Raw genomic sequence first — 21,009 nt, forward strand, 5'->3', positions numbered from 1 at the left:
CCGCCGGTCTGCGGTCTGATGAAGGCCGCTCCCGGTCCCGTACCGCTCGGTGCGGCCCGCCCCGGTCCCGTACCGCCGTCCGCCCGCCCGCTCGTTCACGCGCCGTGAAGGGACACGCAGCTCCATGACGACGCTCGTACGCTCCGCCGACACCCTCACCCGCGACGCGCTGGCCGTACTCCAGCCGGGATTCACCGGGACCGAAGCGCCGGACTGGCTGCTGCGCCGGCTCGGCGAGGGCCTCACCTCCGTCGGCCTGTTCGGACGCAACGTCCACACCCCCGAACAGCTCGCCGCCCTCAACGCCCGCCTCCGCGCCGAGACCGACGGCCTCCTGATCGCCATCGACGAGGAAGGCGGCGACGTCACCCGCCTCGAAGTACGCGGCGGCTCCTCCTTCCCCGGCAACCTCGCCCTCGGCGCCGTCGACGACACCGGCCTCACCCGCGCCGTCGCCCGCGAGCTGGGCCGCCGCCTCGCCGACTGCGGCATCAACCTCAACTGGGCCCCCAGCGCCGACGTCAACTCCAACCCCGGCAACCCCGTCATCGGCGTACGCTCCTTCGGCTCCGACCCGCACCTGGTCGCCCGGCACACCGCCGCCTACGTCCAGGGCATGCAGTCCGCCGGCGTCGCCGCCTGCACCAAGCACTTCCCCGGCCACGGCGACACCGCCGTCGACTCCCACCACGACCTGCCGCGCATCGACGCAGGGCGCGACACCCTGCACGCCCGCGAACTCGTGCCCTTCAAGGCGGCCGTCGCGGCCGGCACCAAGGCCGTCATGAGCGCGCACATCCTCGTGCCCGCCCTCGACGGCGACCTGCCCGCCACGCTCAGCCCGGCCGCCCTGCACGGACTGCTGCGCGCGCCCGTCGCGGCGGGCGGCCTCGGCTTCGACGGCCTGATCGTCACCGACGCCGTGGAGATGCGGGCCATCGCCGCCACGTACGGCATCGAACGCGGCAGCGTGCTCGCCGTCGCCGCCGGTGCCGACGCCATCTGCGTCGGCGGCGGACTGGCCGACGAGGCGACCGTCCTCCGCCTCCGCGACGCGCTGGTGAGCGCCGTGCGCTCCGGCGCGCTCACCGAGGAGCGCCTGGCCGAGGCGGCAGGCCGGGTCCGCGCCCTGGCCCGCTGGACGCGCGACGCCGGGCGGTCCTCGGCACGCGCACACGGGGGAGCGGAAGACCCGGACGTGGGGCTCCGGGCGGCCCGGCGGGCCCTACGGGTGACGGCGGCCGAAGGCGCGTACGAGCCGTTGCGTACGCCCGCGTATGTCGCGGCCTTCACGCCCGTCGCCAACATCGCGGTCGGCGACGAGACGCCCTGGGGCGTCGCGGCCGAGCTGGAGCGGCTGCTGCCCTCCACCGCGACCGGCAGTTACGGCCCCGCCGACGCCGAGGAGGCCGGTACCTCCGCACTGATCGCGAAGGTGCTGCGGGCCGCGGCGGATCGCAAGATCGTCGCAGTAGTACGCGACGTTCACCGGCACCCCTGGATGGCCGACGCCCTCGCCGCTCTCATCGCCGCCCGGCCCAACACCGTCGTGGTCGAGATGGGAGTACCGCAGGCGCCGCCCACCGGAGCGCTGCACATCGCGACGCACGGGGCCGCCCGCGTCTGCGGCCTCGCGGCCGCGGAGGTGATCACGGGCGGCTGAGGCCGCGGCAAACGCACAGGTGCCGAGCCCCGCGGGGCTCGGCACCTGTGCGTTCCGTACGAGCAGCCCTACAGCCCCTGCCACTCCGGCTTGGCCGCGTACGTCGCGCGGAAGTAGTCCGCGAGCTTGAGCTTGGAGGCCGCCGCTTCGTCGACGACCACCGTCGCGTGCGGGTGCAACTGCAGCGCGGAGGCCGGTACCAGCGCGGCCACCGGACCCTCCACGGTCTGGGCCACCGCGTCCGCCTTGCCCTCGCCCGTGGCCAGCAGCACCAGGTGACGGGCCTCCAGAATGGTCCCGATGCCCTGGGTGATGACGTGGTGCGGCACCTCGTCGAGGCTGTCGAAGAACCGGGCGTTGTCCTCCCGGGTCCGCTGCGTCAGCGTCTTGATACGCGTACGGGAGGCGAGCGAGGAGCACGGCTCGTTGAAGCCGATGTGCCCGTCGGTGCCGATACCCAGCAGCTGGAGGTCCACGCCGCCGGCCTCGGCCAGGGCGCGGTCGTAGGCGTCACAGGCCGCCTGGAGGTCCTCGGCGGCGCCGTCCGGGCCCATGAAGGAGTCCGCGTCCAGGCCGAGCGGCGCGACGACCTCACGCAGCACCACGGAACGGTAGGACTCGGGGTGGCCCGCGGGCAGTCCCACGTACTCGTCGAGCTGGCAGATACGGGCCCGTGAGGCGTCCACGGCCCCCGCCGCGACCTTGTGCGCGAGCGCTTCGTAGATGGGGAGCGGGGTCGAGCCGGTGGCCACGCCGAGCAGCGCGTCGGGCTTGTGCCTCAGCAGGGCGGCCATGGCCTCGGCGATCAGCTCGCCGCCTTCCTTGGCATCCGGGACGATGACAACTTCCACGCTGGGCCTGCCGTTCTGGAGAGGGGGCAAGTGGTATAGACCACTCTAGCAGCGGCGTCGCGGCCCCGTGGCGCCCTTGGCGCACAGCCGCACACGCCACCGCGATTCCATGCTCCGCGCTCCCCGCCCGACGGGCTACCGCAGACCTCGGAACCCCGCTTCACCTGCACAAACGCCGACGGCCCCCGCTCCTCGGGGGAGCGGGGGCCGTCCGTATGAGCCTCTGTACGCGCGCCTGTATACGCGCCCGGAAACACCCGCGGGCCGCGGCGCCGGGACAGGACCCTCAACCTGTCCGGCACCGCAGCCCGGAGCTGACATCGGCCGGTGTGCGCCGTGAGGTGTGCGGTTCCTCGCGGCGCCCGGTCCGGCCGATCGGAGGCCGCGGCGCAGTCAGGGCAGAGAGCGCCTCGGTCCTCTATCCGTCCTCCTGTGCGGGGAGGGCGGAAGCCTTTTACCGATTCATTGTGGACTAGACCATGCTCATCAGTCCATGCCTGTGCACGGTCAACGGATACACCGTACGCCGGTAGGCTCGCATGCGTGCCCTCCATGAACGATCTCGTCCGCCAGCACACCGCTCTGAGCGACTCCGACCTCGAGTGGCTCCACCTGCTGGTCTCCGAATGGCAGCTGCTCTCCGACCTGTCCTTCGCCGACCTCGTCCTGTGGGTGCCCACCCTGGACGGCACCCGGTACGTGTCCGTCGCGCAGATGCGCCCGAACACCGGGCCGACGTCCTACCAGGACGACATGGTCGGCCACCTGGTGCCGCGCGGCCGCCGCCCCATGCTGGACACCGCGCTGGACGAGGGCCGCATCGTGCGCGAGGGCGACCCCGAGTGGCGCGAGGAAGTGCCCGTACGGGTGGAGTCCATCCCCGTACGCCGTGAGGGCCGGGTGCTGGGCGTGATCGCCCGGAACACCAACCTGCTCACCGTACGGACGCCCAGCCGGCTGGAGCTCACCTACCTGCAGAGCGCGTCCGACCTGGCGCAGATGATCGCTGCGGGATCGTTTCCGTTCCCCGGTCAGCAGGTCGACATGGACGCCTCGCCGCGGGCCGGTGACGGGCTCATCCGGCTCGACGCGGACGGCGTCGTCCAGTACGCCAGTCCGAACGCGCTCTCCGCGTACCACCGTCTGGGGCTGGCGGCCGACCTCGTGGGCCACCACCTCGGCCGGGCCACGGCCGAACTGGCGCCGGCGCGCGGTCCCGTGGACGAGGCCCTGGTGAAACTGGCCAGCGGCTGGGCGCCGCGCGAATTCGAGGTGGAGGGCGAGGAAGGCGTCATTCAACTGCGCGCCATCCCGCTCAAACCGAAGGGCACCCACATCGGTTCACTCGTACTGCTGCGCGACGTCACCGAATTGCGACGCCGAGAGCGCGAATTGATTACGAAGGACGCGACCATCCGGGAAATCCACCACCGGGTGAAGAACAACTTGCAGACAGTTGCCGCCCTCTTGCGGCTGCAGGCCCGCCGGATGGATTCGCCCCAGGGGCGCGAGGCGCTGAACGAGGCGGTCCGCAGGGTGGGTTCCATCGCGATCGTGCACGAGACGCTCTCCCAGAACCTGGACGAGCGCGTGGAGTTCGACGAGATCGCCGACAGAGTGCTGGCCATGGTGGCGGAGATCTCGCCCGGAAAGGTGGCCGGGCGGCGCAGCGGCCGCTTCGGAATCCTGGACGCCGAGGTCGCGACCCCGCTGTCCATGGTGCTCACCGAGGTCCTCCAGAACGCGCTGGAGCACGCCTTCGCACCGGGGGAGCAGGGCACGGTCGACGTGGGCGCGGTGCGCGGCGGCAGCAGTACGGAGCCACGCCTGCGGGTCACCGTCCAGGACGACGGCCGCGGGCTGCCCGAAGGGTTCGACCCGCAGCGCGCGGGCAACCTCGGGCTGCAGATCGTCCGGACGCTGGTCGAGGGCGAGATGAGCGGCACGTTCGACATGCTGCCGGCCCCCGGGCGCGGCACCCAGGTGGTGCTGGACATCCCGGTGCGGGCGGAGAAGCACTGAGAGGCTGCGGCCGACGACCCGGACCGCGGCGTCCGGGAAGCGGCCGCGGACAGCAGTAAGCCCCGGACCGAGGTACGGTCCGGGGCTCAAAGCTCACGTTGCTTAGCGCATCGGGGGTACTGCGCGCTGCGGCTCGGATGCCACGGGGCGGCTGGTTCAGGCGCTGGCGTTGCGCGCCCGGTTACGAGCTGCACGGCGCTTCATTGCGCGGCGCTCGTCCTCGCTCAGACCACCCCAGACGCCGGAGTCCTGGCCGGACTCGAGCGCCCACTGCAGGCACTGCTCCATGACGGGGCAGCGGCGGCAGACGGCCTTGGCTTCCTCGATCTGCAGCAGCGCAGGACCGGTGTTGCCGATGGGGAAGAAGAGCTCGGGGTCTTCCTCGCGGCAAACGGCGCGGTGACGCCAGTCCATGGCTGCTCCATCTCCTCGTATTACGGGAACGTTGCTTGTGAATGTGAACGCTTTCACGAATCCCTCCGCAAGGGAAGGGCCGAACGCCCGCAAGGGGCTGGTGCGGTCCTGGAAAAGAGGAGGGGGTTCGGGCTCTCAAGGGGGCCGAAGAGCGGCCGTCCCGATCGCCATGAAGAGACTCGCAAACCTCGGCGGCGGATACAACCCCTTCCGGAAACTTTTTTTTGATTCCTTGGTGTCGCCTAGGTCACAGCCGTACTTCTAGGGGGTGGAAGTCAGCCTAAACGTTCGACTGAAAGGACTTTCGGCCCTACTGCTCACACAATCACACGCAGTGCACGGCGTACGCCTGTGAACGTCACGCTGGAACGCAGTCCCAGGTGGTCACCGTCCATCTGGAAGGGCAGTGGAACCTGTGAATGCAAGGTGAAGTCCGTCTGATCATGAAGCGATACGGCGTGCTTTCCCTGCGGGCCGCGGTCCGGGGTTGACGCCAGCAGCTGGGTGGCGTACCGGGCGACCGCCGGGGTGGAGAGCCTGGTCAGCGCGAAGACGTCCAGGGCCGTGTCGAAGGACGCCTGCGGAGACGGGTAGACCGGACGATTGCCCAGGTAGGTCCAGGGCGCGGTGTTACAGATTATGGACAGGACGAGATCCTCGATCACCTCCGTCGTGCCTGGTTCGTCACCCGGGTGGGTCAGCGTGATCGTGCCGTGCCGGCGGTGCGGGTCGCCCATGAATTGGCGCATTACCTGCCGTACGTACAGCGCGTGGGTCGAACGCTTGCCGCGTTCGCGCTGTTGTTCGACTCGCCCCACGACCCCGGCATCGAAGCCGAATCCCGCGCAGAAGGTGAACCAGCGCTTCGGGATCATTTCGTCCTGGGTGTCCGGTGTGCCGGCGGCCAAACCCAGCCCGACGGTTCTTTCGCTGCCGTCGCGCAGCGCGTCCAGGAGGGCGCCGGTGGCCTCCACGGCGTCGTTCGGCAGGCCGAGCGCCCGCGCGAAGACGTTGGTGGAGCCGCCGGGGACCACGGCGAGGCGCGGCAGCGCCTCCGGGGCCGGGCCGTGCGTCAGCAGACCGTTGACGACCTCGTTGACCGTCCCGTCGCCGCCGAGGGCGACCACCAGCTCCGTCTCGCCGCTCTCCGCGGCCCGGCGGGCGAGGTCGCGCGCGTGACCGCGGTACTCGGTCTGCGCGACCTCCAGCTTCAGGTCGCTGGCCAGCGCGTGGGCCAGTACGTCACGGGTGCGCGCACTGGTGGTGGTGGCTGCAGGGTTGACCACGAGAAGTGCACGCATGGGGAGCAGGGTACCTACCTGTCGGTACGAGGGCCCAGCCCTGTCGGTACGAGGGCCCGGCCCCTGCCCGTCGGGTGGGCCGGGCTCCGGCGCTACCCTGCTGGGGTGAGCAGCAGCAAGCAGAAGCGGACCCCAGCCGCCCCCACGCCCGCCCCCGGACCCGTCGGGCCGCGGCCGCGCCGGCTGACCGCGGCGGCGGTGCTCACGGGACTCGAAGGGCTCGCGCTGGCAGCCCTGGGCGTCTACATGCTGGTCGAGGGGCTCACCGGCTCGCCGGACAGCCCCCAGCAGGCCGAGATGGGCGGGATCACCGTGATCGTGCTGGCGCTGCTGCCGCTGATCTCCGCGCGCGGGCTGTGGCTGCGGCGGCGCTGGAGCCGCGGGCCCTCGCTGATCACCCAGATCGTGGCGCTGCCGGTGGCCTGGACGCTGATCAACGGCGGCGGCGCGCTGCTCGCGGGCGGCGTGGTCCTCGGCGTCGTCGCGCTCGTCGTCCTCGGTCTGCTGGTCAATCCGACGGCCACCGAGGCGCTGGGCATCGGGCCGCGCGAGGACGCGTAGCCGACTCCACGGGGGACGCGTGGGCGGCGTGGGCGGCGGACGCTCGCCGTGCGCCGGGGCAGCCGCGCAGCCGTACGCCGGTACTCGCGCGGGCGCGCCGCAGGGCTGTACGCCGGACTGGGGGCTTGCAGGGAGCTTGTCGGAGCGCCGCACGCCGGGCTTGCGCGGGGCGTGTCGGAAGGCCGTACGCCGACGGGCGCGGGCGCACCCGGCCCGTGAGGCTCTCTGTGGAGCCGTACAGGACTGGCGGTGCGGCCCGCGCCCGTGTCACGCGGTGGTGGTCTGGAGTGCGGCTGATCCGGCGGTCTCCCGCCCCGCCGGGGGGTCCGCTACTCCTCGACCAGCAGCTTGTCGCGGAGCTGGGCCAGGGTGCGGGCCAGCAGCCGGGAGACGTGCATCTGGGAGATGCCGACCTCCTGGGCGATCTGCGACTGGGTCATGTTGCCGAAGAAGCGCAGCAGCAGGATCTTCTTCTCGCGCGGCGGCAGGTCCTCCAGCAGCGGTTTGAGGGATTCGCGGTACTCGACACCCTCCAGCGCCTCGTCCTCGGCGCCCAGGGTGTCGGCGACCGCAGGGGACTCGTCGTCGGTGTCCGGCACGTCCAGCGAGAGGGTGCTGTAGGCGTTCGCCGACTCCAGGCCCTCCAGCACCTCCTCCTCGGAGATGCGCAGGAACTCGGCCAGCTCGTGGACCGTGGGGGCACGGCCGTGCCGCTGGGAGAGCTCCGCGGTCGCCGTGGTCAGCGACAGCCGCAGCTCCTGCAGGCGGCGCGGCACGCGGACCGCCCAGCCCTTGTCACGGAAGTGCCGCTTGATCTCGCCGACCACGGTCGGGGTGGCGTACGTGGAGAACTCCACGCCGCGTTCCGGGTCGAACCGGTCCACCGACTTGATCAGGCCGATCGTGGCGACCTGGGTGAGGTCGTCCAGCGGCTCGCCGCGGTTGCGAAAGCGCCGGGCCAGATGCTCCACCAGGGGGAGGTGCATCCGGACCAGGGTGTTCCGCAGCTCCGCGCGCTCGTCGGAGCCCTCCGGGAGCTTGCGCAGCTCGTAGAACATCGCGCGGGCACCACTGCGGTCGTGCGGATCGTGCGCATCGTGAGGGTGATGCTGCGGATCCTGCTGCTGCCGCTGCTGCTCGCTGTGGTCCATGTGGTCCGCCCGCTCTGCCTGCTCCGCCGCGTTCAACCGGCCGCTGAGGTCGTCCGTGCCCATCGGGTGCGGCCGGGCCTGCTGCTCGGGGATGGCCAGTCTCGGCTCCATCCGCGCGCCGCGCTCCAGATCCTTCACAGGGCCCCCTCTTCGGTCATGACGGTCCGGGACCGGCGCCGCGCTCCTTGTACAGACTGATGCTGACCGTCTGGTCCTCGGCGACGGTGGAGTCGACCTTGCCGGCCAGTGCGGAGAGCACCGTCCAGGCGAAGGTGTCGCGCTCCGGGGCGCGTCCGTCGGTGGTGGGGGCCGATACGGTCACCTGCAGCGCGTCGTCGATCAGCCGGAAGACGCAGCTCAGCACACTGCCGGGGACGGCCTGCTGCAGGAGGATCGCGCACGCCTCGTCGACGGCGATGCGCAGATCCTCGATCTCGTCGAGGGTGAAGTCCAACCGGGCTGCCAGTCCGGCCGTGGCCGTACGCAGCACCGAAAGGTAGGCACCCGCAGCGGGCAGCCGGACTTCCACGAAGTCCTGATTCCCGGGCTCGCCTGCGATCTGGGACACCCTCACCTCCAAGGTGACACAAGCTGTTTGAGCTGATATTCATGCCGGACCTGATCCTCCCGGCGGAAGGAACGGCCACCCGGCACAGCGCATGCGCTGTGTGACGCTATCGCGATCTGCGGTGCAATGTCGCCCGGGATCGGCGTGGCTGCCGGCCTGGCACGACGGTGGGACTCGCAGTGTCCCGCAAACCCACGAGTGTCACTCATTGTAAGCCTACGGGTACGGACAGTGGCTAGGGGTCTGCACTGCCAAATCGGCGCTGGTTACGCTGCGTTGGCATCTGCAGTTGCCGCGAGCTCGTGCAGTGCCTCTCCAGTGAGCCGGAAGACGGTCCATTCGTCCATGGGCTGAGCACCGATCGACTTGTATATACCGATGGACGGTTCATTCCAATCCAGGACTGACCATTCAAAACGTCCGTATCCGCGGCGGACGCATATCTGCGCCAGTGCGGCGAGCAGTGACTTGCCGTGTCCGCCGCCGCGATGGGCGGGGCGGACGTACAGGTCTTCCAGATAGACACCGTGCGTGCCCGTCCACGTGGAGAAGTTGCGGAACCACAGGGCAAAGCCCACCGGGGTGCCGGACTCCTCGGCGATCAGCCCGAAGACGGCCGGGTGCGCGCCGAACAGGGCGTCGCGCAACTGCTCTTCGGTGGCCTTCGCCGACTCCAGGGCCCGTTCGTACTCCGCGAGCTCGCGGATCATGGCGTGAATCGCCGGGACGTCGGCGGGTGTCGCAGTGCGGATCATGCTGAGCAGGCTAGCGGGCGCCACTGACAACCGGCGTCGGGCGCCGTGCGGCCCGCGCGCCCCGGAGGGCGCTCACACCAGGGCCTTGTCGACGAAGCACCAGCGCCAGTCCTCGCCCGCCCCGAAGGAGCGCATCACCGGGTGTCCGGTCGCCTCGAAGTGTGCCGTGGCGTGCCGGTGCGGCGAGGAGTCGCAGCAGCCGACGTGGCCGCAGACCAGGCAGAGCCGCAGCTGCACAGGGTGGCTGCCGACGGCGAGGCACTCGGGACAGGTGTCGCTCAGTGCGGCCGGTTCGGGGCGCGGCAGTTCGAGAACGTGCGGGCACTCGCTCATGATTGCCAGATTAGCCGGAACGCGCGGGGACGGGTCGTGCCATGGATGTGATGCCACTGCTGTTGCTGGTCGCCGGGAGCGCGGCGGTCGCGGGACTGGCGCGGCGCACCCCGGTGCCCGCGCCCCTGCTGCTCGTCGCGGCCGGGCTCGGCGCGGGCTACCTGCCCGGTGTCCCCGACTACCCCCTCGACCCGCACATCGTGCTGCCCCTGCTGCTGCCGCCCCTGCTGCACACGGCCGCCCTGGACAGCTCGTACCTGGACCTGCGGGCCAACCTGCGCCCGGTGGCGCTGCTGTCGGTCGGCTACGTGCTCTTCGCGACGCTCGCCGTCGGGTATGCCGCGTACCTCGTCATCCCGGACCTGCCGCTGACCGCGGCCCTCGTGCTGGGCGCGGTGATCGCGCCCCCGGACGCCGTGGCGGCCACCGCCATCGCCCGCAGGCTGCGGCTGCCCGGCCGGATCACGACCATCCTGCAGGGCGAGTCGCTGGTCAACGACGCCACCGCCATCACCGCGTACAAGGTGGCGCTGGCCGCGGCCGTCGGGGAGGGCGCGACCTGGGCCGGCGGCCTGAAGGAGTTCGGCATCGCGGCGGTCGGCGGCATCGGGATCGGGCTGGTCCTCATGGGGCCGCTGCACTGGCTGCGCTGCAAGTTGCGGGACTCCGCGGTGCTGGAGAACACGCTGTCGCTGCTCATCCCGTTCCTGGCGTACTCGGTGGCCGAGCACGTCGGCGCCTCCGGGGTGCTCGCCGTCGTGGTGGTCGCGCTGTACCTGGGGCACCGCTCGTGGCAGGTGGGCTTCGAGACGCGGCTCCAGGAGGCCGCGGTGTGGACCATGGTCTCCTTCTTGCTGGAGTCCGCGGTCTTCGCGCTCATCGGGCTGCAGCTGCCGGTCGTGGTGCGCGGGCTGGGGGAGTTCAGCGCGGTGCAGGCGCTCACGTACGCGCTGCTGGTCTTCGGGGTGGTGGTGCTGGCGCGCTTCGTATGGGTGTTCCCCGCGACGTATCTGCCCCGGTGGCTGTCGGCCCGTATCCGGGAGCGGGAGTCCGACACGACCTGGACCGCGCCGGTGATCGTCGGCTGGGCCGGGATGCGCGGCGTGGTCTCGCTGGCGATCGCCTTCTCCGTCCCGCTGACGGTGCACAGCGGCGCGCCGTTCCCGGCGCGCAATCTGGTGCTCTTCCTGACCTTCACGACCGTCATCGGCACGCTCGTCGTCCAGGGGCTGACGCTGCCGCCGCTGATCCGCCTCCTGAAGCTGCCCCGTCCGGACCCGCAGGCCGAGACGCTGGCGGAGGCGCAGGCGCAGAACGACGCGTCGGACGCGGCGGAGCGCCGGCTGCGGGAACTCCTGGAGGACTCGCGCAACGCGCTGCCGGGGCCGCTGGAGGACCGGCTGCGGACCGTACTGGAGCGGCGCCGCAACGCCGTCTGGGAGCGGCTGGGGCCGCCGAACGCGGAGACCGGGGAGTCGGTGGAGGCGACCTACCTGCGGCTGGCCCGGGAGATGATCGGCGCGGAGCGCGCGGTCTTCGTGGAGCTGCGCGACGCGCGGCGGATCGACGACGAGATGCTGCGGACGCTGCTGCGCCGGCTGGACCTGGAGGAGGCGGCGGCGTACCGGGAGACGGTGAGCCCGGAGTAGGCGGTGCGCTTCGGGGCGGGCCGCAGCCCCTCGGGGCGACCGATGCGCGCCGCCCCCTGAGACGCGCCGCGTTTCAGGGCGAGCCGGTGATCACCGCGGCCACCGTGGTGCCCGGCGCGAACGCGCCCTCCTCGGTACGCGTCGTCAGGCCCAGCAGCATCTTCGCCACGTAGACCCGCTCCAGCGGCAGGCCGTGCCGCGCCTCGAAGTCCGCCGCGAAGGCGTCCAGGGCGGGCGTGCTGCGGGCGTACCCGCCGCAGTGGAACGCGGTCTCCAGCCGCCAGTCGCCGCGCCGTCCCCCGAAGGCCGCCTCCTGGAGGCGGAGCACGTCCGCTTCCAGGAAGTGGGCGGGCCCGGGGCCGCCCTTCAGTACGGGGAAGCCGAGGGCCCGCTGCCCCGGGGCGAGGCCCGCGGCCAGCCCCGCGAGGGTGCCGCCGGTCCCGCAGGCCACGGCCACGACGTCGGCGGCCCCGGCGAGCTCATGGCCCAGGGCGGCGCAGCCGCGGGCGGCGAGGGCGTTGCTGCCGCCCTCGGGGACCAGGCGGTACGGCCCGAAGCGGGCGCGCAGCGCGTCGAGCAGCCCGGGGTCGTCCTTGCGGCGGTAGCGGGCGCGGTCCAGGAAGTGCAGCCGCATGCCGTCGGCGGCGCAGCGGGCCAGTGAGGGGTTCAGCGGCCGGTCCGCCAGCTCCTCGCCCCGTACGACGCCTATCGTGGCCAGGCCCAGGAGGCGGCCGGCGGCGGCGGTGGCGCGCAGGTGGTTGGAGTACGCGCCGCCGAACGTGAGGAGCGTGCGGTCCCCGGCCGCCGCGGCGGCGCGGAGGTTGGGCTCCAGTTTCCGCCACTTGTTGCCCGGCAGGTCGGGGTGTATCAGGTCGTCCCGCTTGAGCAGCAGGCGTACGCCGCGGCGCGCGAACCGGTCGTCCTCGATCTCCTGTACCGGGGACGGCAGGCGCGGCCGCAGCGTCATCGGGTCGGGGACAGTGCTGGTCACGCCCCCATTGTCACCGCAGGCGCTTCCCGATGCGCTCGCGCAGCGTGTCCATCGTGAAGCCGCGCGGGTCGACCTTGCCCGGCTGCCACTCCAGGTGGCCGAGCACCGAGCGTTCGTTCCAGCCGTGCACTCGGCACAGCGCGGCGGCCGCCTTCTCGACGGCCTCCAGCTGCGCGTCGGGCCACGGGTCCTCGCCGTCGCCGAGGTTCTCGCACTCGAAGCCGTAGTAGACGCGGTTGCCGTCGGTGTCGGCCTCGTTGTCCGGCGGCAGCCGCTTCTCGGCGATCACCGCCTGCAGGACGTCGCCGTCGCCGAGCCCCGCGTGGTTCGCGCGGCCGTGGCCGACCAGATGGACCGTGCCGTCCTTGGTGATCACGCCGTGGCACAGCGGGCCCGGCAGGTCCGGGTGGCCGTCGTAGCAGATCCGTACGGTCTCCTCGGCGCCCGAGGTCACGGTGTGGTGGATCATCACGCCGTGCACCCCTCCCCAGGGGCCCTTGTGGTTGCGGTTGTGCGTGCGCCAGTTGCCGACCTCGACGACGCGCAGCCCTTCGTCCCGCAGCGCTTCGAGGAATCTGTCCGCTGACATGGGTGAGGCCATGAACGGCTCCCGTTCCGGTGACACGGCGGCCGCCGACCGCGCACCGCCTCGTAAGAGCCTGTGGCCCGACCCCGGCCGGATCGGTCACAGGCCCTGAAACGCTTGTACTGGAACGGAAGGCCCGAGGTCAGCAGTTCGCGGCCAATGCGAGCCGAAGCGGCCGCTTACGGGGCATACGCTGGACATATGTCCCTACCGGGACGGTTTCGCGCCCGGGATACGAGGGAACGCGGGCGTCGCTCTAGGCGCCGTGCAGGAAGCCGTCCCCGTGCGTGGCGATGTGCGCCTCCAGTGCTTGCAGCGCCGCCGCCGTCGACTCCGGGGAGCCGCTGCCGCGCCGCTCCGCGTAGTACGCCGCGCCCAGCCGCTTCAGCAGATCGGCGCCCGCGCGCTGCTGCTGCACCTCGTCCACCTTCTGCTTGCCCTGTGCCAGGCCGCGCTGCGCCTGCTCCTTGGCACGGTCCAGAAATCCCGCCATGTGCTGCCTCCGCGTCGGTCCGTCGGTCTCGCAGGCACCGCGCCCGTCCTGCTCCGGCCCGGTGCGTGCCGTACCCGATCAACGGCCGGGACGCGGCGGCGGTTCCCGTGCCAGGCTGGAGGTGTGTACCGGGAGCGGCCCTCCGTGCTGTCCGGCGCCGCCGTGTGGACCAAGACCCCGGAAACGGCGCCGCATCCTGTGCTGCCCGACGGCTGCACCGATCTGATCTGGTACGACGGCCGCCTTCTGGTCGCGGGCCCGGACACCCGCGCCCATCTGCCGCAGGCCCCCGAGCGGGCCCCGGAGGCGCCCGTCGTCGGCCTGCGCTTCGCTCCGGGGCAGGGTCCGGCCGTCTTCGGGGTGCCCGCTGATGAACTGCGTGACCTGCGCGTTCCCCTCGCCGACCTGTGGCCCGCCGACCGGGTGCGGCGGCTGACCGACGAACTGATCGACGCCGCCGCGCCCGGCCGCACCCTGGAGGCCGCGGCCGCCGCCCGGCTGCGTACGGGTGTCGCGCCCGACCCGGCACGCGGCCTGATCGCACGGGCCGCGGCCCGGGGCACGCCGGTGCGCGAGCTGGCCGACGCGGTCGGCGTGGGCGAGCGCCAGCTGCACCGCCGCTGCCTGGCCGCCTTCGGGTACGGCCCCAAGACCCTCGGCCGGGTGCTGCGTCTGGTGCGCGCCCTGGACCTGGCCCGCTCCGGGATGCCGTACGCACAGGTCGCCGCGGTCGCCGGGTACGCCGACCAGGCACACCTGGCGCGCGAGGTGAAGGCGCTGGCGGGAGCCCCGCTCGGGGTGGTCCTCGCGCCGGGATAGCGTGTCCGCCATGGACTACCAGGCCGTTCTCGAGGAGGTGGCGGACCGCGCGCGGCCGCTCGTGCGACAGGGGAAGGTCGCCGACTACATCCCCGCGCTGGAGTGCGTCTCGCCGGACCGCTTCGGGATCGCGCTCACCGACCTCAATGGGGAGACCTACGGCGTCGGGGACTGGGAGGTCCCGTTCTCCGTGCAGTCCATCTCCAAGGCGTTCTCCCTGGCCCTCGTGCTGGCCCAGGAGGACCAGAGCATCTGGGAGCGGGTGGGGCGCGAGCCGTCGGGCACGCCCTTCAACTCCCTGGTGCAGCTGGAGTGGGAGCAGGGCATCCCGCGCAATCCTTTCCTCAACTCCGGCGCGCTGGTCGTCACCGACCGGCTGCTGACCCTCACCGGCGATGCCAGCACGGCGCTGCTGGACTTCCTGCGCGAGGAGAGCGGCAATCCGGAGCTCTCCTTCGACCAGGCGGTGGCCGGTTCCGAGGCCGAGCACGGCAACCGGAACGCGGCGCTGGCCCACTTCATGGCGAGCTTCGGCAATCTGGAGAACCCCGTCCCCAGCGTCATCGAGCACTACTTCTGGCAGTGTTCGATCGAGATGAGCTGCCGGGACCTGGCCACGGCCGGCGGTTTCCTCGCTCGCCACGGGCTGCGCGCCGACGGCACCCGGCTGCTGCACGCCCGCGACGCCAAGCGGATGAACGCGGTGATGCTGACCTGCGGTACGTACGACGCGGCGGGGGAGTTCGCCTACCGGGTGGGGCTGCCCGCCAAGAGCGGGGTGGGCGGCGGCATCGTGGCGGTCGTCCCCGGGCGCTGCACGCTGTGCGTGTGGAGCCCGGGTCTGGACGCGCGCGGCAATTCGGTCGCCGGGGCGGCGGCGCTGGACCACTTCACGACGCTCACCGGGTGGTCGGTGTTCTGAGGGCGGGCCCTCAGGAGGGCAGCGGCGCGAAGAGGTCGACGCCGTGGCCGTCCGGGTCCAGGACGACGGCGTAACGCTGGCCCCAGAAGGCGTCCCACGGTTTCTTCGTGCCGCGGTACCCGGCGTCGACCAGCTCCGCATAGAGGGCGTCGACCGCCTCCGGGGACGCGCACTCGAAGGCGAGCTCGGGCGTGCCCCCGGAGGACGGCGTCCAGTCCGGGTCGATGGAGCGCAGCGTCTCGTGGGTGTCCCACATCAGCCGCAGCCCGCCGGGCAGCGCCGCGTCCGCGTGCGGTGCGGTGTCGGCCTCCGGTGGGATGTCCAGGCCGAGGCGCCGGTAGAAGGCGAGCGAGGCCGCCATGTCGGCGGCGGCCAGGCCGATCGCGGCGAACCGGGGCGCGGGAGCGGTGCGCGCCGCCGCGGTCCCGGAGGTGGTCTGTGCGCTGTTCCTGTCAGTCATGGCTCGAGCCTACGAAGGCGCGGCCCCGCCGGTCTTGAACGAATCGGACATCACCGGGTGCGGCGCTTCGGACGTCACCGGGTGCGGCGCTCGGGTGTCCCTACGGGCAGCGCACGACCTGGCCCGCGTACGAAAGGTTTCCGCCGAACCCGAAGAGGAGTACCGGCGCCCCAGAGGGGATCTCGCGCCGTTCGACCAGCTTCGAGAAGGCCAGCGGCACGGACGCCGCCGAGGTGTTGCCCGACTCCACGACGTCCCGGGCGATCACCGCGTTCACCGCCCCGATGCGCTCGGCGACCGGTTCGATGATCCGCAGGTTGGCCTGGTGCAGTACGACGCCGGCCAGCTCTTCCGGCCGGATGCCGGAGCGCTCGCACACCTGGCGCGCGATGGCCGGCAGCTGGGTGGTGGCCCAGCGGTACACGGTCTGGCCCTCCTGGGAGAAGCGGGCCGGCTCGCCCTCGATGCGTACCGCGTCGCCCATCTCCGGTACCGAGCCCCACAGCACCGGGCCGATCTCCGGTTCCGCCGCCGCGGTCACCACGGCCGCGCCCGCGCCGTCACCCACGAGGACGCAGGTCGAGCGGTCCGTCCAGTCGACCACGTCGGTGAACTTCTCCGCGCCGATCACCAGCGCGCTGCGTGCCGCGCCGGCCCGGATCGCGTGATCGGCGGTGGCCAGCGCATGGGTGAAACCCGCGCACACCACGTTGACGTCCATCGTGGCGGCCGCCGGAATGCCGAGCCGGGCGGCCACCCGGGCGGCCGTGTTCGGGCTGCGGTCCGTGGCCGTGCAGGTGGCGACGAGCACGAGGCCGATGTCGGCCGGGGCGAGGCCGCTCGTCGCGAGCGCCTTCGCGGCGGCGGCAGCGGCCATCGCGTCCACGGTCTCGTCGGGGGCGGCGACGCGCCGGGTACGGATGCCCACCCGGCTGCTGATCCAGGCGTCGTCGGTGTCGACGAGCTCGGCCAGGTCGTCGTTGGTGAGCACCTTGGCGGGCTGGTAGTGGCCCAGCGCCAGGACGCGCGACCCGGTCATCTCTCCCCCTGCGGTGAAAGTGGAATATCGACCTCCCCAGTGTTGGCCGTACTGTCCGGTACCGAGGTGCGTGACCCTCCAATCTTCGACGCGCTGTTCTGGAGGCTTCGGACCGTCACCCCGTGGTAGGCGATTCCGCTGAGAGCGAGGCGCGGGACGCCCGTACATCCGTGCGGGCAGAGTCGGCGGTATGAGATTGCTGATGCTGGGTGGCACGGAGTTCGTCGGGCGGGCCGTGACCGAGGCGGCCCTCGCACAGGGGTGGCAGGTCACGGTGTTCCACCGGGGCCGCCACGAGGCACCGCCGGGCGCGGCCGTGCTCCACGGGGACCGCACCGCCCCGGAGGGGCTCGCGGCGCTGCGCACGGGGGAGTGGGACGCGGTGGTGGACACCTGGTCCTGGGCGCCCTCGGCGGTACGGGACACGGCCCGGCTGCTGGCCGGCCGGGCGGGGCGCTACGTGTACGTGTCGAGCTGTTCGGTGTACGCGCACCCGAAGGCGGCGGGGCTGGGCGAGGAGGCCCCTCTCGTGGCGGGCGCGCCGGACGCGGGCGACGTACCGTACGCGGAGGCCAAGCGGGGCGGTGAGCTGGCGGTCGAGGAGTCCTTCGGCGCGGGCCGGTCGGTTCTCGCGCGGGCCGGGTTGATCATCGGTCCCTACGAGAACGTCGGGCGGCTGCCCTGGTGGCTGTCCCGGATCGCCCGCGGCGGCCCCGTACTGGCCCCGGGGCCGCACGGCCTCCCGATCCAGTACATCGACCCCCGCGACCTCGCCGCCTGGGTCCTGCACGCCGTCGAGGCGGGGCTGTCGGGCCCGTACAACATGATCAGCAGGAGCGGCCACGCCACGATGGGCGAGCTGCTGGAGGCGTGCGTCCGGGTCACGGGGTCGGCCGCCGAGCTGCGCTGGACCGCCCCGGAGGAGATCCTCGCGGCCGGGATCGAGCCGTGGACGGAGCTGCCGGTCTGGCTGCCGCCGGGTTCGAAGGACCACGACACGCTGCACCGTACGGGGGTGGAGAAGGCGTACGCCGCCGGGCTGCGCTGCCGTCCGGTGGCGGAGACCGTGGCGGACACCTGGGACTGGCTGGAGTCGATCGGCGGCCGGGCGCCGCAGCGGCCGGACCGCCCGCTGGTCCGGCTGTCCCCGGAGAAGGAGGCGGAGGTGCTGGGCGCGTCGGGCTCCTGAGCGCCGCGGGCCGTGCCGGAACGCTTCGGCACGGCCCGGAACGTCCCGGCACGGCCCGCGTCCGGCGGCCGCCCCGCTACAGCCAGCCGTTCCGCTTGAACCCGCGGTGGATCACCGCGCAGGCCGCCACGATCACGCCCATGACCAGCGGGTACCCGAACACCCAGTGCTTCTCCGGCATGTGCTCGAAGTTCATGCCGTACACGCCGCACACCATCGTCGGGACGGCCAGGATCGCGACCCAGGCGCTGATCCGGCGCATGTCCTCGTTCTGCGCGATGGTGACCTGCGCGAGGTGCGCCTGGAGTATCGAGTTCAGCAGCTCGTCGAAGGCGGTGATGCGCTCGGTGACCCGGGCCAGGTGGTCGGCGACGTCCCGGAAGTACGTGCGGATGCGCGGGTCCACCTGGGCCAGCGGCTGGGTGGAGAGCTGGTGCAGCGGCCGGTCCAGCGGGGCCACGGCCCGCTTCAGCTCCAGCAGTTCGCGCTTGAGCTGGTAGATGCGTCCGGCGTCGGCGTTCCGGCCGCCCTCGGCGAAGACCGCGCTCTCCACCTCGTCCATGTCGTCCTGGACGGCCGCCGTCGCCTCCAGGTAGTCGTCGACGACCAGGTCGGCGATGGCGTGCAGGACGGCGGACGGGCCGAGCGCGAGCTGTTCCGGGTTCGCCTCCAGCGCCTCGCGCAGCGGGCCGAGCGAGCCGTGCCCGCCGTGCCGGACGGTGATGACGAAGTCCTCGCCGGTGAACACCATGATCTCGCCGGTGTCCACGACCTCGCTGGTCGCCGTGAGCCGGTCGTGGTCGACGTAGCAGGCGGTCTTGAAGACGGTGAACAGGTTGGTGTCGTACTGCTCCAGCTTGGGGCGCTGGTGGGCGAGGACCGCGTCCTCCACGGCCAGCGGGTGCAGCCCGAACAGCTCCACGATCCCCGCGAACTCCGCCTCCGACGGCTCGTGCAGCCCGATCCACACGAACCCGTCGCCCGAGGCGCGTACCCGGTGCACCGCCTCCGCCACGGGGTGGTCGCCGGTCAGCCGCACCCCGTCCTCGTACACCGCGCAGTTGACGACCGCGGTGCCCAGCGGCGAGCGCGCCGGGTGGGCGAGGTCGACGCCGCGGCTGCGCTGTTCGGGCAGGCGTACGGCCCGGCGGAGGTGGCGGATCATCGACATGGGCGGCTCCGGGGCGGCTCCTACGGGCGGGCGCCGCCCAGTATGCCGATCACGGCGCTCGGGTTCACCCCTGGCCCGCGACGTGCCGGTCCCGTGCGGCGCCCAGGCCCGCGAGGACCTGCGGGACGAGCAGGACGAGCAGGACGACGACCGGGACCGTCCAGGTGCCGGAGGCGTCGTGCACGGCGCCCAGCACCGCCGGGCCGGCCGCGGCGAGGATGTACCCGAAGCACTGGGCCATGCTGGAGAGCTGCGCGGCGTGCCGGGTGTCGGGCGCGCGCCGCACGATGAAGAGCAGCGCGAGGCTGATCGCCGCGCCCTGGCCGAGGCCGAGCAGCGTCATCCACACGTACGCGCCGGCGGCCGGCGCGGCCAGCATCCCGGCCAGGCCCAGGGCGCACAGCACCGCGCCGAGCGCCGCCAGGTGTCCCGTCCGCAGCCTGCGCCCCGCGATCACCGGGGCGAGGAAGGAGCCCGCGATGCCCAGCAGCGAGGAGAAGGACAGCATCCAGCCCGCGTCGCCCGCGCTCATCCCCGCGCCGGTCAGCATGGTCGGCAGCCAGGCGGTGGCCGCGTAGTAACTCAGCGACTGCAGGCCCATGTAGCCGGTGACCTGCCAGGCCAGCGGGGACCGCCACAGGCCGCGCACCGGATGCGCCGCCTGCCGCGCCGCGCCCTCGGAGACCCGCGTACGGGAGCGGAGCTGCGGCAGCCAGACCAGCAGCGCGAGGAGTGCGAGCGAGCCCCAGCAGGCCAGCGTGGCCTGCCAGCCGAGTCCGGTGGCGGTGCGCAGCGGTACGGTGACGCCCGCCGCGAGCGCCGCGCCGCCGAACAGCGACATGGAGTACAGGCCGGTCATCAGCCCGGTGCGCTCGGGGAAGTCGCGCTTGATCAGGCCGGGGAGCAGCACGTTGGCCACCGCGATGCCGGCGCCGATGACGACCGTGCCGGCGAACAGCGCGGCCACCTGGTCGGCCAGTCGCAGCGCCGTACCGGCACAGATCAGCACCATCGTGCCGAGCAGCGACCGCTCCAGCCCGAAGCGGCGGCCGAGCCGCGGCGCCACGGGGGCGAGCAGCCCGAAGCAGAGCAGCGGGAGCGCGGTGAGCAGGCTGGTGGCGGCCGCCGACATGCCGCTGTCGGTGCGGATGGTGTCGGCCAGCGGGGAGACCGCGACCAGCGCCGGGCGGAGGTTGAGGGCCAGCAGGACCACACCGACGGCGAGGTAGAGGGTGCCGCGTACGGGGCCGGGCCCGGCCGCGGGTACCGGGGGCGCGTCCGAGGGCGTCCGGGCGGGTATACGGGCGTCCGGCCGTTCGTCGGTGCGCACGGGGGTGGCCTCCTGGGTCGGGTGTGGCATCAGTCCTGCTCCCGCAGCGCCGTCATGGCCTCGTTGAGGTGGGCCAGCGCGGCCTGCTCCGCGGCGTCCGGGTCGCCCGCCGCGATGGCGTGCACGATGGCGGCGTGCTCGCCGAACTGGTGGCGTACGGAGTCGGGCACCGGGGCGGCGATCACGGACCGGAGCGTGGCCCGCAGCGCGTCGGTGAGGTGCCCGTAGAGGTCGGCCAGGACGCTGTTGTGCGCGGCGGCGGCGACGGTGCGGTGGAAGGCGATGTCGGCCTCGATGAAGGCCGCGGTGTCGCCGGTGTGCCAGATGTCGTCGCGGTGGGCGAGGGCGGCGCGCAGCGCGACGAGGTCCTCGTCGGTGCGGCGCAGCGCGGCGTAGCGCGCCGCGTCCCGCTCCAGGCTCGCGCGGACCTCGTACGCCTCCAGGTCGCCGGAGCGGCGCAGCCTGCGCTGCACCGCGGCGCCGAAGTCGCTGCTGGCGCGCACGTAGGTGCCGTCGCCCTGGCGGGGCTCCAGCATGCCGGTGTGCACGAGGGCGCGGACCGCCTCGCGGACGGTGTTGCGGCCGACGTCGAGCTGCTCGACGAGCACCGGCTCGGCGGGGATCTTCGCGCCCACCGGCCACTCGCCGTCGGCGATGAGGCGTTCCATCTGGTCGATGACCAGGTCCACCAGGCTGGTGCGGATCGTGCTGCGCAGCGGCATGGGCCGGCGGTCCCCTCTC

The 21,009-nt window shown here is 72.6% G+C and carries 22 protein-coding genes; 7 read left to right on the forward strand and 15 right to left on the reverse strand.

All coding sequences use genetic code 11. The features are described 5' to 3' along the window. The first annotated feature begins 124 nt into the window (after positions 1-124). Positions 125-1,663: a glycoside hydrolase family 3 protein gene (locus ACZ4MH_RS17940; protein WP_351591965.1), complete on the forward strand. Its 1,539-nt coding sequence runs from the start codon at positions 125-127 to the stop codon at positions 1,661-1,663. A gap of 68 nt (positions 1,664-1,731) precedes the next feature. On the opposite strand, the gene nagB is transcribed toward ACZ4MH_RS17940, so the two are convergent. After that, entirely contained in the window at positions 1,732-2,514 is a 783-nt protein-coding gene (gene nagB / locus ACZ4MH_RS17945; RefSeq protein ID WP_351591962.1) for a glucosamine-6-phosphate deaminase, read from the reverse strand. A 552-nt stretch (positions 2,515-3,066) separates the two neighbouring features. On the opposite strand from nagB, the gene ACZ4MH_RS17950 reads away from it, so the two are divergent. After that, positions 3,067-4,536, forward strand: a complete 1,470-nt coding sequence (locus ACZ4MH_RS17950) for a sensor histidine kinase (RefSeq protein ID WP_351592011.1) — start codon at positions 3,067-3,069, stop codon at positions 4,534-4,536. Positions 4,537-4,692: 156 nt separating this feature from the next. Here ACZ4MH_RS17950 and ACZ4MH_RS17955 read toward each other — a convergent pair whose 3' ends face one another. Further along, complete coding sequence (locus ACZ4MH_RS17955; RefSeq protein ID WP_003983230.1) at positions 4,693-4,950, reverse strand: WhiB family transcriptional regulator; 258 nt, start codon at positions 4,948-4,950, stop codon at positions 4,693-4,695. A 317-nt stretch (positions 4,951-5,267) separates the two neighbouring features. Further along, entirely contained in the window at positions 5,268-6,251 is a 984-nt protein-coding gene (locus ACZ4MH_RS17960) for a diacylglycerol/lipid kinase family protein (protein ID WP_351591959.1), read from the reverse strand. Between the two features lie 105 nt (positions 6,252-6,356). Here ACZ4MH_RS17960 and ACZ4MH_RS17965 point away from each other — a divergent pair, with 105 nt between their 5' ends. Next, entirely contained in the window at positions 6,357-6,812 is a 456-nt protein-coding gene (locus ACZ4MH_RS17965; protein ID WP_351591956.1) for a hypothetical protein, read from the forward strand. 329 nt (positions 6,813-7,141) lie between these two features. Here ACZ4MH_RS17965 and ACZ4MH_RS17970 read toward each other — a convergent pair whose 3' ends face one another. The 4 genes from ACZ4MH_RS17970 to ACZ4MH_RS17985 all read right to left on the reverse strand — a co-directional run bounded on the left by ACZ4MH_RS17970 (position 7,142) and on the right by ACZ4MH_RS17985 (position 9,619). After that, a complete protein-coding gene (locus ACZ4MH_RS17970) occupies positions 7,142-8,074 on the reverse strand; it encodes an RNA polymerase sigma factor SigF (protein WP_351592008.1) in 933 nt (310 codons plus the stop codon). 43 nt (positions 8,075-8,117) lie between these two features. Further along, on the reverse strand, positions 8,118-8,531 hold the full coding sequence (locus tag ACZ4MH_RS17975) for an ATP-binding protein (RefSeq protein ID WP_030264314.1): 414 nt from the start codon (positions 8,529-8,531) through the stop codon (positions 8,118-8,120). Positions 8,532-8,797: 266 nt separating this feature from the next. After that, on the reverse strand, positions 8,798-9,286 hold the full coding sequence (locus tag ACZ4MH_RS17980; protein ID WP_351591953.1) for a GNAT family N-acetyltransferase: 489 nt from the start codon (positions 9,284-9,286) through the stop codon (positions 8,798-8,800). 72 nt (positions 9,287-9,358) lie between these two features. Further along, positions 9,359-9,619: a UBP-type zinc finger domain-containing protein gene (locus ACZ4MH_RS17985; RefSeq protein WP_351591950.1), complete on the reverse strand. Its 261-nt coding sequence runs from the start codon at positions 9,617-9,619 to the stop codon at positions 9,359-9,361. Between the two features lie 41 nt (positions 9,620-9,660). Here ACZ4MH_RS17985 and ACZ4MH_RS17990 point away from each other — a divergent pair, with 41 nt between their 5' ends. Continuing rightward, entirely contained in the window at positions 9,661-11,268 is a 1,608-nt protein-coding gene (locus tag ACZ4MH_RS17990; protein ID WP_351591948.1) for a Na+/H+ antiporter, read from the forward strand. 73 nt (positions 11,269-11,341) lie between these two features. Here ACZ4MH_RS17990 and ACZ4MH_RS17995 read toward each other — a convergent pair whose 3' ends face one another. From ACZ4MH_RS17995 to ACZ4MH_RS18005, 3 genes are all read right to left on the reverse strand, one after another. Continuing rightward, positions 11,342-12,235, reverse strand: a complete 894-nt coding sequence (locus ACZ4MH_RS17995; protein ID WP_351592005.1) for a 1-aminocyclopropane-1-carboxylate deaminase/D-cysteine desulfhydrase — start codon at positions 12,233-12,235, stop codon at positions 11,342-11,344. Between the two features lie 34 nt (positions 12,236-12,269). After that, a complete protein-coding gene (locus ACZ4MH_RS18000) occupies positions 12,270-12,860 on the reverse strand; it encodes an N-acetylmuramoyl-L-alanine amidase (protein WP_351591945.1) in 591 nt (196 codons plus the stop codon). 241 nt (positions 12,861-13,101) lie between these two features. Further along, positions 13,102-13,338 carry a hypothetical protein gene (locus ACZ4MH_RS18005; protein ID WP_351591943.1) on the reverse strand — a complete coding sequence of 79 codons (237 nt, stop codon included), beginning with the start codon at positions 13,336-13,338 and terminating at the stop codon, positions 13,102-13,104. Between the two features lie 123 nt (positions 13,339-13,461). Between ACZ4MH_RS18005 and ACZ4MH_RS18010 the strand changes: the two genes are divergently transcribed. Together ACZ4MH_RS18010 and ACZ4MH_RS18015 are read left to right on the forward strand one after the other, a co-directional pair. Beyond that, entirely contained in the window at positions 13,462-14,157 is a 696-nt protein-coding gene (locus tag ACZ4MH_RS18010; protein ID WP_351591941.1) for a helix-turn-helix transcriptional regulator, read from the forward strand. A 10-nt stretch (positions 14,158-14,167) separates the two neighbouring features. Then, on the forward strand, positions 14,168-15,079 hold the full coding sequence (locus ACZ4MH_RS18015) for a glutaminase (RefSeq protein WP_351591938.1): 912 nt from the start codon (positions 14,168-14,170) through the stop codon (positions 15,077-15,079). Positions 15,080-15,089: 10 nt separating this feature from the next. On the opposite strand, the gene ACZ4MH_RS18020 is transcribed toward ACZ4MH_RS18015, so the two are convergent. Together ACZ4MH_RS18020 and ACZ4MH_RS18025 are read right to left on the reverse strand one after the other, a co-directional pair. Next, positions 15,090-15,539, reverse strand: coding sequence for a VOC family protein (locus tag ACZ4MH_RS18020; protein WP_351591935.1), 450 nt, complete (start codon positions 15,537-15,539; stop codon positions 15,090-15,092). 100 nt (positions 15,540-15,639) lie between these two features. Further along, positions 15,640-16,578, reverse strand: a complete 939-nt coding sequence (locus tag ACZ4MH_RS18025; protein ID WP_351591932.1) for a beta-ketoacyl-ACP synthase III — start codon at positions 16,576-16,578, stop codon at positions 15,640-15,642. A 190-nt stretch (positions 16,579-16,768) separates the two neighbouring features. On the opposite strand from ACZ4MH_RS18025, the gene ACZ4MH_RS18030 reads away from it, so the two are divergent. Next, complete coding sequence (locus tag ACZ4MH_RS18030) at positions 16,769-17,767, forward strand: NAD-dependent epimerase/dehydratase family protein (RefSeq protein ID WP_351591929.1); 999 nt, start codon at positions 16,769-16,771, stop codon at positions 17,765-17,767. A 76-nt stretch (positions 17,768-17,843) separates the two neighbouring features. On the opposite strand, the gene ACZ4MH_RS18035 is transcribed toward ACZ4MH_RS18030, so the two are convergent. The 3 genes from ACZ4MH_RS18035 to ACZ4MH_RS18045 all read right to left on the reverse strand — a co-directional run bounded on the left by ACZ4MH_RS18035 (position 17,844) and on the right by ACZ4MH_RS18045 (position 20,990). Then, positions 17,844-18,932, reverse strand: a complete 1,089-nt coding sequence (locus tag ACZ4MH_RS18035; protein WP_351592002.1) for a magnesium and cobalt transport protein CorA — start codon at positions 18,930-18,932, stop codon at positions 17,844-17,846. A gap of 70 nt (positions 18,933-19,002) precedes the next feature. Continuing rightward, on the reverse strand, positions 19,003-20,298 hold the full coding sequence (locus ACZ4MH_RS18040) for a CynX/NimT family MFS transporter (RefSeq protein WP_351591926.1): 1,296 nt from the start codon (positions 20,296-20,298) through the stop codon (positions 19,003-19,005). Beyond that, complete coding sequence (locus ACZ4MH_RS18045) at positions 20,298-20,990, reverse strand: FadR/GntR family transcriptional regulator (protein WP_351591924.1); 693 nt, start codon at positions 20,988-20,990, stop codon at positions 20,298-20,300. The genes ACZ4MH_RS18040 and ACZ4MH_RS18045 overlap by 1 nt, the downstream gene beginning before the upstream one ends. Between the last annotated feature and the right edge of the window lie 19 nt (positions 20,991-21,009).

The sequence above is a fragment of the Streptomyces sp. NPDC026301 genome, assembly GCF_055567935.1.